Here is a 13,116-nt window from a genome sequence, read left to right on the forward strand (position 1 = left end):
TCGGCGGTTCACTCGGTGTGAGGAGGTACATGGAACCCATCGAGATCAACGCGGGTGCATGGTATTTGCGTGCCCTGCGTGCCGACGAACGCATGGACGACCGTCCGGCATTGACGTCACTGGGCGTCGATGACGTCGACTACGTGTCCACGCGTACCACGGACTGGGACCGCGATCGCCTGTATAGCTGGGCCGTCTGCGAGCCCACCACCGCCCAGATGGTGGCCGAGGTGCGGCTCGACCCCTCCACCGGGACGATCGAGTCGCGGGCACGTACCGACTACCCCGGATCGGGCGGCGCAGAAAAGGAGGCGGTCGCCGCAGTGCGGCGCTTCGCCGATGCGATGGTTGTGTGAAGGAAAGTAACCGTCTGCGCCAGCACTTGTGATGGTGGGTTCGGCCCCACCGCGGCGAACTGGATCGCAGAAAAGGCCCAGCTTCCGCCTCGCGGATTATCCTCTGCCGATTCGCCTCTCCAGAAGAGCTCAGGCCGAAACACCGCGCAACTCGTCAAGGCGACCACACGGATGCGCATTGCCGACGCGTTCCTTGTGGTCACGACGGAGCAAAATCACAGCTGCCCACCCACTGAAGAACCTGATCGACCGGCATCACATCGAGTGGCAGGCCAAAACGGTCGGGTCCACCTCGTATGCGGGAGTCCGGTAGATTACGGGCCGTCGAACCATATGCCCTGACCACCCGGGATGTGGTCAGCTTCCACGGCGCATGGAGATCGGTGCGTCTCAGCTGACCGCACCACGTCATCTGATGAATATTTTGATGCCTTCATCAAAATACTTCACGTCACCTGAAAGTGATGGAAATTGATCAGCCGTTGTAGTTATGGTGTTGAGTATCAGATATCGCGTGTCGTGCACGGTGGCGAGAACGTACCGGTTCACAACATGCAGTCTTTTCCCCTGGTCGTTGTATGTTCCGGAAATCACCGACGATAGGCCGTGCTGAAAATCTTCGACTTTCTCTGATTCGAGAACAAAACCGTCGTAGCGTTCGGTATCAACTGAACCCCGCCGTATGGCTTCCTCCTGGGAAAAATCTCCAGTCAATCGATGCACAATAAGAACCGCATTCGGAACGAAACTTTGGTCCACGGCATCAGTATTCGAAACCACCACATACGTGTTCGGCAGCTGATGCTCCCTGGTCACATACCAGTGGGGTGGCTGCTGCATGCCAATACCAAAGTCGCTGATGTCTGCCCTCGTCTGCACCGCAGCACGGACTCCATGGCTAGTGAGATATTCGTCGAGAGTCATATCATGTGCCACGTCCGTACCGGCACTTCTGCTGTCAGGAGCCTCGCATTCCTTATCAGTCCGCGCACTACAGCCCCCCGCCGCAAGGCTAACTAGCGTGACGACAACAGCTGCCACCACAGGGGCCCTACGGCTGCGCATACGGCTTCAGCACTGTTTCAACAGCACCGCCCACAGCGTTACCCACAAGCGCACCAATCGTCTGGCTCGTATGATCCACCAGGCTCCCGGACATGCCTACGTCGGTCATTGTCCCCGCGACCGTCGTCGTAGTCGCTGTGCCGACCATCGCCCCCACGCCAGAGCCGATCCGCGAAGCCGAACCCGAGAGCAGGGCCGCCGCTAGAGGACTCCCCTTAGCGGCGTGCACCTGAATACTGTCAACGACACTTGGTATTCCGCCTGTCGCTGCCGATCCATCGAGAACAGAAATAGCCGCGCCAGCAGCCCCGGCCCCGAGAGCAGTTCCCAAATCACCGCCCACAGATGTGAAGAACCGAATGCTTGCACGCGTCACCTCATAACTGACAGCGGTCGTCACCGGCAGACCCACCACACTGGCAGCACCTATCGTACTCAGCAAAGTTGCTGCAGAAGCGCCGACACTCGCACCGACCGTCGCACCCACCAACTTGCCTGCCGAGGCGCCAAGAACCGGGAACGTACCGTCGATCGTCTCGATCACGGACCCTCTGATGCGTACGTCACCACCCGCAGTCGCCGCAGAAGCGCCCGACTGCGCTTTCCAGAGAACCTGCGAAATATTTTTTGGCACATCAACATTCGGATTCCACTGGGACAAACCTGCAATGGCGCCCTCAGTCGTGCCACCCAGAGCAGCACCAAGCTCAGCGCCTAGCGCAGAACCCACGGTCATGAAGCCCGAACGCAATGCACGCTGAGCGGCAACATCATTGGTAATACCCGTAACACCAACAAGCGCATTCACCGAGTCGCCAATACCGGCACCGATAAGCGCACCCAACCTCGCCCCGTCGGAACGTCCCTGCCCGACCAAAGCCTGCCCGCCAAGCTCGACAGCCCCAGCCTTCACGCTCGGCTTCTTGGCCGACTCCGACTCCGACTCGACCACCAACCCAGGCTTCACACCAACAGCAACACCCGAATCAGTCGCTGGTGCCTCGGTCTTCGCGTCGGTCTTCGCGTCGGTCTTCGCGTCGGTCTTCGCGTCGGTCTTCGCGTCGGTCTTCGCGTCGGTCTTCGCGTCGGTCTTCGCGTCGGTCTTCGCGTCGGTCTTCGCGTCGGTCTTCGCGTCGGTCTTCGCGTCGGTCTTCGCGTCGGTCTTCGCGTCGGTCTTCGCGTCGGTCTTCGCGTCGGTCTTCGCCTCGGTCTTCGCGTCGGTCTTCGCGTCGGTCTTCGCGTCGGTCTTCGCGTCGGTCTTCGCGTCGGTCTTCGCGTCGGTCTTCGCGTCGGTCTTCGCCTCGGTCTTCGCCTCGGTCTTCGCCTCGGTCTTCGCCTCGGTCTTCGCCTCGGTCTTCGCCTCGGTCTTCGCCTCGGTCTTCGCCTCGGTCTTCGCGTCGGTCTTCGCGTCGGTCTTCGCGTCGGTCTTCGCCTCAGTCTTCGCCTCAGTCTTCGCCTCAGTCTTCGCCTCGGTCTTCGCCTCGGTCTTCGCCTCAGCCTTGGACTTCGCCTCAGTACCGGGCCTAACCCCAGTCTTCGCCTCAGTACCGGGCCTAACCCCAGTCTTCGCCTCAGTCTTCGCCTCAGTCTTCGCCTCAGTACCGGGCCTAACCCCAGTCTTCGCCTCAGCCTTGGACTTCGCCTCAGAAGGCCCCGACTTCCCGCCAGCTTCAGATGAATCAGATGTACTGTCTACTAACATAATTAACGATCTACGGCCGGAATTTCCGGCAACGGAGCTATCAACACTCGCCAAACCGACCGAAGCCACTACCGCAACAGGCAGCAGAGCTGTGAGGACAACATCAATACCTAGACTACGAAGAGAACGCGGCATCTTAGAAACATCCTTTTCCGTAAACACCCGACCTGGATGGCAAACGCGAACCGCAAAACTGACATCCCACTAGGGATGAGGATGCCAAAGATCGCACCCGAACCGCGAGCCCAGAAGCGCCACAAAGACACACGTTCGCCCAGAATTAATCTCCCGTCACGTAAACAGTCCCGTTGGCGGGATGTCGAAACAGGCTGGAAACCTCCGAGGCTTCATAACGAAGTTCCGCGGTCGCCACTCCCCAGGAATCCAGAGGGCAGGGACCATCAGGAGTGTCATGTCTAAACACACGCAGGAAGTTCGATGAATCCGCTGGCCGATCAGCGTCAGACAGGGCGGTCCGGTCATCGGCACATTCAGCGGCCAGAGTGCGATTGAATCACTCGACTTCACGATACAGGCGGATCCGCTTACGGCTGCCCTGAGTGCTCGGGGATTTAGGGCAATCTGGTGAACAGTAACCGTTTCCGATATTCGCTAGCATGCGTTTGACCGTGATTCCGCACTCGACGAAGAAATATTCGCTCGTCTCCAGAAACTCAGCAGCAGTATCCTTGCGTTCCTCGTCGAGGACCTCGGTGAGTCGATCGGGAGCGATCAGCGACAGCGAGATGCCCGTACGCATACCCGGCCCTAGCCGAGATACCCCGCCCCGCATAGCGTCCCAGCTTGCGGCTTCTACCACCGCCGGGGATGCGCCCGAGCTTCGTGATGTCCGCCTGCACCAGATCCCCGGATTCGGGGTCCTCGCAGCATCGCGGTGTGGATCGACACATCGGTAAACCAGCGTATTGGTCGAGACCAGGCAGCGGCAGCATCCGGCAACGCCGCACAACAGCGAAGCGAGCCACGTTCACTCGTTCGTCGGATCGGACGAGTCGGTATAGGCTGCAGCGCAGCTAGCCGGATCGATCCGCGATCACGTGCGCCCCAACACGGTAACGGTCAGCCTAATTTCTTGGTTGTGTCCGTCAAAGCACTAGAATCGGGGCAGCACTAGCCGACGGCGATCTTTGTTCAACAGCGCACCGAGCCAAGGTCAGACGACCGCGAGAGGCGATCTACGCGATAGTCGATGTCCAGGGTGTGGCCACCCCCGCCGCCCAAGACAGATAGGGACCGCTTAGCCCCGCGCGCCGATATGTCCGATACGGGGTATCTGCTTGTCACGGAAAATACTCCTGTTCCCGTGCCGAAACTTCTAGGCACCACTCAACGACTACTCGAAGCCGCAGAAAGGATCGGACACCGACATCACCGCAGCCGCCTACCGCGCGGGCGCTGAGCATCGCACCCGCAGTCGGCGCGCGCCGACTGTCTGCACGGCCCGTCACGCTGGTGGGGTGAAAGCGCCCTACCCGGTGCGACCACGCTGACGTGCGCTGCGGCAGGCCGTGTCCTCCAAAAGGTCGGCGGTGGTGCTGACACTCATTCCGGCATCTGTCATCTGCATCGCGGTGAAGCGAGCCCGTGCAGCACATTCCGGGGTGAGAACGGACCGGAGCCGTGCGACCAATGACGGTACTGTGACATTCGAGAAGCGTTGCGCCGAACCCACGCCCAGAGTTTCCACCTGGGCCGCCCAAATCGGCTGATCGGCTCCGAACCATAAGATCAGCGCTGGTATCCCCGCCCGCAACGCGGCGGTAGTGGTGCCTGCGCCACCATGGTGGACAATAGCCCGGCATCGCGGAAAGACCTCCGAGTGATTCACGACACCAACGATTTTTACACCCTCTGACTGCACCGCTGTGAGATCGCTAGCTGCCGCCGCGGGACAGCTGATGAGTGCACGCAGCCCCAGTTGCCGGCACGCCTCGGCCGCCATCGCGATCATCGTGGTGGGCGACTCGACCGGCATGCTGCCGAATCCGAAGTAAATAGGTGGTGGTCCTGAAGATATCCACGAATCGACTTCGTGGTCGGTTGATGTCGCCAATCCGAGGGTGAGCCCCCCGACGAACGGCCGCCTCCTGCACCAGTCGTCCGACAACCCGCGGAAGAAGACGGAGTCATAGGCTTGGATCTCCAGCGCGCCGCGTCGAAGATGCTGCCGATAGGACGGACCAACTGAGCACGAGAGATTCAGTTGTTTGCGCTGCGCTGAGTCTGATTTCTCGATCAACCTCCAATGTATCCACGAAAATGCCGTGACAACAGCATGATTCAGTAGCGAGGGCAGCTGTGGCCACAGGCGGCCATTGGGGCGCAAAGGAAAGTAATGCAGCGCCGCGAAGGGAACGCCGTGGTGCTCAGCCGCATTGGCGGCGACCTCCTGGTAGGTCGTTCCCGTGAGGACCAGATCAGCGCCCTGGGCAAGCTCGGTCACCGTGAGGCTCATCGCGTCCCAGCCGCGGGTGACGTACTCACGGGCTCTGCGTGCAAAGCTCCCACATGTCCGTACGCTCCAGAATTCACGAAAGAAGTCCTCTTCCATCTGCTGTTGGGAATGGGGTCCGTAGGCCACCGCGGTCAGTCCCGCGGACTCAATGAACCCGATGAGATCGGGTGGAACGGCCATCGCGATGTCGTGCCCCCGGCGGCGCAGCTCAAGTGCGACCGCAGCGCACGGTTCGACGTCGCCGCGGGTTCCGTGGACCGCTAGGGCAAACCTCATGTCGTCACGCCGCTTTTTTGTTGCATGTTCATGCCATCACATCCCCAACTAATTTCCCGACCAACAGAAGAGCTTGAACAAGATGGGTGAAACATATCGGCCCAAGCCCGCATGCGCGACTCGACAATTGCCTATCTAAGCGACAGACTTTCTCACCGCAAACTATGTTCGAAGATCCGTTTCGCCGTGACACGTTCGCGCTAGTAACCTGGTCCACCATGTGGGGTGCAATTTTGGTGCTGGCCCTACTTGCGGCAGCCGATCCCCTACGGATCGGTGTTGCCTTACTGCTCTTTTCCAGGCCGCGGCCGATTCTCAATGCGTTGGCATTCTGGATAGGCGGACTGGCTATGGCCTTCAGTCTGGGCATACTTGTGCTCGCCGTGCTGAGGAGTTACGCGTTGGGGATCTTACATGGCATAACGGACATCGCTGCGACACCGCCTGCCCGCTACCTTCAGCTGTCCATCGGAGTTCTTGTGCTCCTCATGGCAGCACGATGGACGCGGCGCCTCCGCCACTCGAGGAAGTTATCCGGGAAGCACATACGCACCGGTGGCCCACTCCGCGGCAGGTCACTGTGGATTGCTTTCGCGGCAGGGCTGGGAATGGCGACTCCATGGGAATACTTGGCTGTGCTGGCCGCCGTCCTGGTCTCCAAAGCAACCGCAAGCGCCCAAATCGGGGCCGTGCTGCTGTTCACCTGTATCGCCTTCACGATCGTGGAAATTCCGTTGATCAGTTACCTATTCATGCCATCGGGAACCCGTGAGGTGATGCTGCGGGTACACACCTGGGCTGAGATATATCGACGACACACGGTTGTCGGCATTGCCGCCGTCGTGGGTGGCCTATTGGTCACCACCGCAATAATCGGAATATGACGTCGGCAGCGCAGAGGTGCTGACCAATGCACACACCGAATGCATCCCTCTATACCCGGTGAGACAACACCCTAGACACCGCGGCCGCTGCGGCGTCGATCTCCTCGGCACTGACGATCAGCGGCGGACGGAACCGGACACTGTTCTTGCCACTGGGCAACAGGATCACACGCTCCTGCGACCACAGCCGCTCCACCAGATGATCGCGCTCCTGCGTGGTCGGCAGGCTGAACGCGCACATCAGCCCGCGTCCCCGCACGTCGCCGATCTCGCCGTGCCGCAACGCCAGGGTCTGCAGACGGTCCAGTAGGTACTCGCCCATCCGAGCCGCGTTGCCGAAAAGCCGCTGCGACTCAATCACTTCCAGGATGCGGCGAGAGCGCACCATGTCCACCAGGTTTCCGCCCCAGGTGGAGTTGATGCGTGAGCTGACGGCGAAGACATTGTCGGCGACCTCATCAACACGACCGCCTGCCATGACTCCACACACCTGCGTCTTCTTGCCGAACGCCACGATATCGGGAGTCACGCCCAGCTGTTGGAATGCCCAGGCCGTTCCGGTGAGTCCACAGCCGGTCTGCACCTCGTCGAAGACGAACAGGGCATCATTCTCGTGACACAGCGCGCGCATGGCGTGGAAAAAGTCGGGTCGGAAATGACGATCTCCACCCTCACCCTGGATCGGCTCGGCGATGAAACATGCTATTTCGTGAGGATTTTCGGCGAACACACGTCGGGCCTGCGCCAGCGCCGCAGCCTCCAGCTCTTCGACATCGGCGTCGGGGCGCAGGTACGGCGCGTCGATGCGCGGCCAGTCGAACTTGGGGAACCGCGCCACCTTGTTGGGATCGGTGTTCGTCAGCGACATGGTGTAGCCGCTACGCCCATGGAAGGCCTCACGCAGGTGTAATACCTTGGTGCCCAGGGCCGCATCGATTCCGTGCGCCTCGTTCCAGCGGCTCTTCCAGTCGAATGCCACCTTCAGTGCGTTCTCCACCGCCAATGCTCCGCCGTCGACGAAAAACAGGTGCGGAAGAGCCGGGTCACCGAGCACACGCGCGAAAGTGTCGACGAACCGCGCCATCTCGACGGTATAGATATCCGAATTACTCGGCTTGTTGATGGCGGCCCGGGTCAGTTCGGCACGGAACTCGCCGTCCTCGGCAAGCATCGGGTGGTTCATCCCCAGCGCCGACGACGCGAAGAACGTGAACATGTCGAGATAGGTGGTCCCATCGCGCGCATCCACCAGATGCGCCCCATGCGAACGCTCCAGGTCGAGCACGAGGTCCATTCCGTCGGCCAGAATGCTGCGCCGCAGCACCTCATGCACCCGATCCGGTGTCACCGGGTCCGGACGCGTTGCCTCGTCATCGGTCGTGGAGCCTACGTGGGCCCCCGGGAACATGAGTGCGGTCATAAGACCCACTCTAACGGAGTATTTACGACTTCTCTACGTCAATACAAGAATATTTACGGCACTAGCTGGCGACCATCGTAAAAAGTTTGTAAGATGATGGTGCTTCGCGTGCGAACGTTGGCTGTGGTGCGGATCAACTGCAGCAGCTCCTCGAGCGCACGCGGCGAGGGCACCCGCACCAGGAGGATGTAGCTTTCCTCGCCCGCCACCGAGTGGCACGACTCGATGGCGTCGATGCGCTCAAGCCGTGCCGGAGCATCATCGGGTTGAGAAGGATCGAGAGGGGTGATTGCCACGAACGCCGAGAGCAGTTGGCCCACCGACTCCGGATTCACCCGGGCCGCATACCCGGTGAGAACGCCGCGAGATTCCAGCCGCCGCACACGAGTTTGCACTGCAGAGATCGACAGCCCGGCTTTTGCCGCCAGATGCGCAAGGGTCGCCCGGCCATCGCGAGCCAACTCGCGCACCAGAATTCGGTCGACGTCGTCAAGCGGACGCTCGGGCGTTCTCTCAGAATCCGCAGTCACGTGGGCAGAGTACCGCGACCGCGGACCACAAGGAACGAACTTACGCAGGCCAATCACGTCAACTGTGAGAACAACTACAGGACGAATTCGATGACCGATCTCATCCCCTGCTGGGAACTGCGCGCAGGTTTCGCAGCGGCACTGTCCCGAATGTATGGGACGGAAGTTCCCGCGTACAACACGCTGGTCGACGTCAGCACCGAGGTGAACCAGACTTACGCCACAACACATCCGGATGCCGAGCGGCTCGGCTCGATTGAGCGCGTGACCGCCGAGCGCCACGGCGCGATCCGAGTGGGCAGCCCACGAGAACTCGCCGCCGTCGCCGACCTGTTCGAAGCGTTCGGGATGTATCCCGTCGACTTCTACGACCTGCGTGACGCCGCGTCGCCGGTGCCGGTGGTCTCGACAGCATTCCGACCTATCGATGAAAAAGAGTTGGCACTCAACCCCTTCCGAGTGTTCACCTCAATGCTTGCGACCGCTGACCGCCGATTCTTCGATGCGGAACTGCGCACGCGCGTGGATCACTTCGTACAACGGCGAGAGCTGTTCGATCCGGCCCTGCTGGCCCACGCGCGACTGATCAGCACCGCGGGCGGAGCCACCCCGGCGCAGGCCGAGGACTTCATCCGAGAGGCCGTGAAGTCGTTCGCGCTGTACACCGCCCCCATCGACCGTGCCTGGTATGACGAACTTTCCGCGGTCTCGCCGGTCGCCGCGGATATCGCCGGCGTGGGCGGCACACACATCAACCATCTGACACCGCGCGTGCTCGATATCGATGACCTGTACCGGCGGATGATGGCGCGCGGCATCACCATGATCGACGCGATCCAGGGGCCACCGCGCTGGCACGGACCCGATGTTCTCCTGCGGCAGACCTCATTCCGGGCGCTGGCCGAGCCGCGCCGTTTCCTCATGCCTGACGGCACCGTGGCCAGCGACACGCTGCGGGTCCGGTTCGGCGAAGTCGAGGCACGGGGCATAGCCCTCACCCCCACAGGTCGCACTCGCTACGACGCCGCGATGATCGCCATCGATACCGCACAGGCAGATCCCGAACGGGCCGCATCTATTTGGGCCGATCACTTTCCCGATACCGAGGCCGGTTTGGCCGAGCAGGAGCTCGCATACTTCCGTACCGATGTCGGCGCCGACGGTGAGATCGTGCACACCCCCATCGTGTACGAAGATTTCCTGCCGCGTTCGGCCGCCGGGATATTCCGGTCCAATCTCGATGACGACGGCGCGTACGGGGATGGCGCCGACGATTACGCCGCCGACTATTCGAAGGATTGGATGTCGGGCGCCATAGCCCGGGACATCCACGACCCGTACGCGCTCTACGCCGCCATCGCCGCACAATCTGACCTCACGATAGGAGCCGATCGATGACCACCACACTGCCTACCTCATCCCCCGAGGTGCTGCCGTCCGCCGACGAGTTGCGCGCGCGTGCCCAGAACGCGTTGCGCTGGATCGGCGCCGACGTAGAACTGAGCACAGAGGCGGAAGAAGATGGCGGCGTGACGGTCCGCACCCCCATCACCGGTGACACGCTTTTCACGCTCGCGGCCAGCTCGACGGAGGACGTCGATAGCGCCATCGCCGAAGCCGCCCAGGCATTTTCGCAATGGCGCAGCACCCCGGCGCCCGTGCGCGGCGCATTGGTGGCCCGTCTCGGCGAGCTGCTGACGGAGCACAAGAAGGATCTGGCCGAGTTGGTGACCATCGAGGCCGGAAAGATTGTCTCGGAGGCACTCGGCGAGGTCCAGGAGATGATCGACATCTGCCAGTTCGCGGTCGGGCTGTCCCGGCAGCTGTATGGCAAGACGATGGCCTCCGAGCGTGCCGGGCATCGACTCATGGAGTCCTGGCATCCACTGGGTGTGGTCGGAGTCATTTCCGCGTTCAACTTCCCGGTCGCCGTGTGGTCGTGGAACACCGCGATCGCCCTCGTCTGTGGCGACACCGTGGTGTGGAAGCCGTCCGAGCTGACACCGCTGACTGCCGTTGCCTGCCAAGCACTTTTAGACCGCGCGGCCGCCGATGTGGGCGCACCGCCGGAGGTCAGCCGACTGATCCAGGGCGGCCGTGAGGTCGGCGAGCAACTCGTCGACGATCCCCGCGTCGCGCTGGTGAGTGCGACAGGTTCGGTACGGATGGGCCAACAGGTGGGCCCGCGGGTAGCCGCCCGCTTCGGTCGGTCGCTGCTCGAGTTGGGCGGTAACAACGCCGCCATCGTGACGCCCTCGGCGGACCTGGATCTTGCGGTGCGCGGAATCGTGTTCTCTGCCGCGGGCACCGCGGGCCAGCGCTGTACCACCCTGCGGCGGTTGATCGTTCACCACTCGGTCGCCGACGCGCTGGTCGAACGCATCGTGAATGCCTACGGGCAGCTTCCGGTCGGCGATCCATTCGCCGAGCAGACCCTGATAGGCCCACTGATCAACGAAAAATCGTTCCGCGATATGCAGGACGCACTGGAAACCGCCCGCGCGCAGGGCGGAACGGTCATCGGCGGCGAACGTCGAGAGCTGGGTGACGGCGCCTACTACGTCACCCCGGCCGTGGTGCGGATGCCCGAACAGGGTGACGTCGTACACCGGGAGACCTTCGCCCCGATTCTGTACGTGCTCGGTTACGACACCCTCGACGAGGCGATCGCGCTGAACAACGCGGTGCCCCAGGGCCTTTCCTCGGCGATCTTCACCCTGGACATGCGCGAGGCCGAGCGTTTTCTGGCCGCCGACGGATCCGACTGTGGAATCGCGAACGTCAACATCGGTACCTCGGGCGCCGAGATCGGCGGGGCGTTCGGTGGAGAGAAGGAGACGGGCGGTGGCCGCGAGTCCGGCTCCGACTCATGGAAGGCATACATGCGACGTGCCACGAACACCGTCAACTACTCCACCGAGCTGCCCTTGGCCCAAGGCGTGCACTTCGGCTGATCGGACGGGCTGATCGGATGGACTACCAGGGGTGGGGCTGGAAGTCCTTCAGGAAGCAGCCGTACAGATCGACGCCACGCTCCCCCTGAACAATCGGGTCGTAAACCCGGGCCGCGCCGTCCACCAGATCCAGCGGCGCCCGGAATCCTTCTTGCGCCAAACGCATCTTGCTGGTGTGCGGACGCTCATCGGTGATCCAGCCGGTGTCGACCGCGGTCATCAGGATGCCCTCGGAAAACAGTTCACCCGCACTGGTCCTGGTCAGCATGTTCAGCGCGGCCTTGGCCATGTTCGTGTGCGGATGTCCCGGCCCCTTGTAACCACGCGAGAAGTTGCCCTCCATCGCCGATACGTTCACCACGTACTTGCGCCGGGCCGTCGAGGCACGCATCGCGGGCCGGAGCCGGGACAACAGAATGAACGGCGCGACGCTGTTACACAGTTGAACCTCAAGCAGTTCCAGCGGGTCGATCTGGTCGACCGTCTGCACCCAGCTGTTGGTGTCGACGAGGTCGGGTAACAGCCCACCGGCGTCCACGGCGGTGCCGTCGACGATCCGTTCCGGCGTGGCCGAGCCGGCGGTCAGGGCCAACGACACCAGCGAGTGTGCCGCAGCCTCGGAACCCTCTCCCAGCGCCAGGGTGTGCGGATGCAGCTCGCTGGAATCTCCCATCGCCGTAATCGGAACACGTGCAGCGGCTCCACTGAGAGGCGCCTGTTCTGCGTCGACCAAGGACGTGTAGGAGCCCGGGCTGCGACGAACCGTCTGGGCGGCATTATTGATCAGAATGTCCAACGGTCCCTGCGCGGCAACTTCATCGGCGAAACGAGCCACCTGGGCGGGGTCACGCAGGTCGATACCCACGATGCTCAGCCGATCGAGCCAACTCGCAGCATCGGGCAGCTGGGCGAATCTGCGCGCCGCGTCCCGCGGGAATCGGGTGGTGATCGTGAGGCTGGCCCCGTCGCGCAACAACATCAGGGCGATGTACATCCCGATCTTGGCGCGGCCACCGGTCAGCACGGCCCGCCGACCGGTCAGGTCGGTGCGCTGGTCGCGCCGGGACCTGTTGGCAGGCGCACAATCCGGACACAGTTGATGGTGGAATGCGTCGATCTCGGTATATCTGACCTTGCAGATGTAGCAATGCTGAGGACGCCGCAGCGTCCCGACGGCGTCACCCCCACGCAGCGGCAGTCCTGCCGTCTCGTCATCGATCCGATCGGCCGATCCGGTTGCGGTGGCCCCGATCACCGCACGGTCGGCTTCCAGCTCCGCCTGGCGCGCCTGCCGGCGGCGCTGCCTCTTGAGGATTTTGAAAAGTTTGGCGACGCCGCGTTGCACGGCAATCGAATCGGGATGATCGGGTGCAAGCGCGGCGGCCTGATCCAGGACACGCCCAAAGACGGCCATGTCCTCGGGGTCGATGTGCTTAGCCACCGACGCAGTGTA

Annotated in this window: 11 protein-coding genes and 1 pseudogene; 5 read left to right on the top strand and 7 right to left on the bottom strand. The window is 62.3% G+C overall.

Going from position 1 to position 13,116, the window contains the following annotated elements:
* Nucleotides 1-29: 29 nt before the first annotated feature.
* Both MSTE_RS18665 and MSTE_RS25590 read left to right on the top strand, forming a co-directional pair.
* Nucleotides 30-356, top strand: a complete 327-nt coding sequence (locus MSTE_RS18665) for a hypothetical protein (RefSeq protein ID WP_096503480.1) — start codon at nt 30-32, stop codon at nt 354-356.
* Nucleotides 357-733, top strand: a pseudogene (locus MSTE_RS25590) (NAD(P)H-dependent oxidoreductase); the annotation flags it as partial. It abuts the gene before it with no gap.
* Between the two features lie 31 nt (nt 734-764).
* Here MSTE_RS25590 and MSTE_RS18670 read toward each other — a convergent pair.
* The 4 genes from MSTE_RS18670 to MSTE_RS18685 all read right to left on the bottom strand — a co-directional run bounded on the left by MSTE_RS18670 (nt 765) and on the right by MSTE_RS18685 (nt 5,875).
* Entirely contained in the window at nt 765-1,397 is a 633-nt protein-coding gene (locus tag MSTE_RS18670) for an LpqN/LpqT family lipoprotein (protein ID WP_157997719.1), read from the bottom strand.
* Between the two features lie 10 nt (nt 1,398-1,407).
* Nucleotides 1,408-3,123 (bottom strand): MSCRAMM family adhesin SdrC, encoded by a 1,716-nt coding sequence (locus MSTE_RS25595; RefSeq protein WP_231896922.1) that lies wholly within the window; start codon nt 3,121-3,123, stop codon nt 1,408-1,410.
* 514 nt (nt 3,124-3,637) lie between these two features.
* A complete protein-coding gene (locus MSTE_RS18680; protein ID WP_096503484.1) occupies nt 3,638-3,883 on the bottom strand; it encodes a hypothetical protein in 246 nt (81 codons plus the stop codon).
* Between the two features lie 729 nt (nt 3,884-4,612).
* Nucleotides 4,613-5,875, bottom strand: coding sequence for a glycosyltransferase (locus tag MSTE_RS18685; RefSeq protein WP_096503486.1), 1,263 nt, complete (start codon nt 5,873-5,875; stop codon nt 4,613-4,615).
* A gap of 218 nt (nt 5,876-6,093) precedes the next feature.
* Between MSTE_RS18685 and MSTE_RS18690 the strand changes: the two genes are divergently transcribed.
* Nucleotides 6,094-6,759, top strand: a complete 666-nt coding sequence (locus MSTE_RS18690; protein WP_157997720.1) for a GAP family protein — start codon at nt 6,094-6,096, stop codon at nt 6,757-6,759.
* A gap of 49 nt (nt 6,760-6,808) precedes the next feature.
* Here the strand turns inward: MSTE_RS18690 and lat are convergent, their stop codons facing one another.
* Nucleotides 6,809-8,107 carry an L-lysine 6-transaminase gene (gene lat / locus MSTE_RS18695; protein WP_231897124.1) on the bottom strand — a complete coding sequence of 433 codons (1,299 nt, stop codon included), beginning with the start codon at nt 8,105-8,107 and terminating at the stop codon, nt 6,809-6,811.
* A gap of 125 nt (nt 8,108-8,232) precedes the next feature.
* Nucleotides 8,233-8,709: an Lrp/AsnC family transcriptional regulator gene (locus MSTE_RS18700; protein WP_096503492.1), complete on the bottom strand. Its 477-nt coding sequence runs from the start codon at nt 8,707-8,709 to the stop codon at nt 8,233-8,235.
* A gap of 90 nt (nt 8,710-8,799) precedes the next feature.
* Between MSTE_RS18700 and hglS the strand changes: the two genes are divergently transcribed.
* Both hglS and amaB read left to right on the top strand, forming a co-directional pair.
* Nucleotides 8,800-10,107 (top strand): 2-oxoadipate dioxygenase/decarboxylase, encoded by a 1,308-nt coding sequence (hglS, locus tag MSTE_RS18705; protein WP_096503494.1) that lies wholly within the window; start codon nt 8,800-8,802, stop codon nt 10,105-10,107.
* A complete protein-coding gene (gene amaB / locus MSTE_RS18710) occupies nt 10,104-11,663 on the top strand; it encodes an L-piperidine-6-carboxylate dehydrogenase (RefSeq protein WP_096503496.1) in 1,560 nt (519 codons plus the stop codon). The genes hglS and amaB overlap by 4 nt, the downstream gene beginning before the upstream one ends.
* Nucleotides 11,664-11,685: 22 nt before the next feature.
* On the opposite strand, the gene MSTE_RS18715 is transcribed toward amaB, so the two are convergent.
* Complete coding sequence (locus tag MSTE_RS18715) at nt 11,686-13,077, bottom strand: SDR family oxidoreductase (protein WP_096506087.1); 1,392 nt, start codon at nt 13,075-13,077, stop codon at nt 11,686-11,688.
* Between the last annotated feature and the right edge of the window lie 39 nt (nt 13,078-13,116).

This window comes from [Mycobacterium] stephanolepidis, assembly GCF_002356335.1.
GTDB lineage: Bacteria > Actinomycetota > Actinomycetes > Mycobacteriales > Mycobacteriaceae > Mycobacterium > Mycobacterium stephanolepidis.

Bases quoted from the DNA above. Each gene is read 5' to 3' on its own strand.
- MSTE_RS18665 (WP_096503480.1), top strand. From the start codon at position 30: ATGGAACCCATCGAGATCAACGCGGGTGCATGGTATTTGCGTGCCCTG.
- MSTE_RS25595 (WP_231896922.1), bottom strand. From the start codon at position 3,123: ATGTTAGTAGACAGTACATCTGATTCATCTGAAGCTGGCGGGAAGTCG.
- MSTE_RS18680 (WP_096503484.1), bottom strand. From the start codon at position 3,883: ATGCGTACGGGCATCTCGCTGTCGCTGATCGCTCCCGATCGACTCACC.
- MSTE_RS18685 (WP_096503486.1), bottom strand. From the start codon at position 5,875: ATGAGGTTTGCCCTAGCGGTCCACGGAACCCGCGGCGACGTCGAACCG.
- MSTE_RS18690 (WP_157997720.1), top strand. From the start codon at position 6,094: ATGTGGGGTGCAATTTTGGTGCTGGCCCTACTTGCGGCAGCCGATCCC.
- hglS (WP_096503494.1), top strand. From the start codon at position 8,800: ATGACCGATCTCATCCCCTGCTGGGAACTGCGCGCAGGTTTCGCAGCG.
- amaB (WP_096503496.1), top strand. From the start codon at position 10,104: ATGACCACCACACTGCCTACCTCATCCCCCGAGGTGCTGCCGTCCGCC.
- MSTE_RS18715 (WP_096506087.1), bottom strand. From the start codon at position 13,077: ATGGCCGTCTTTGGGCGTGTCCTGGATCAGGCCGCCGCGCTTGCACCC.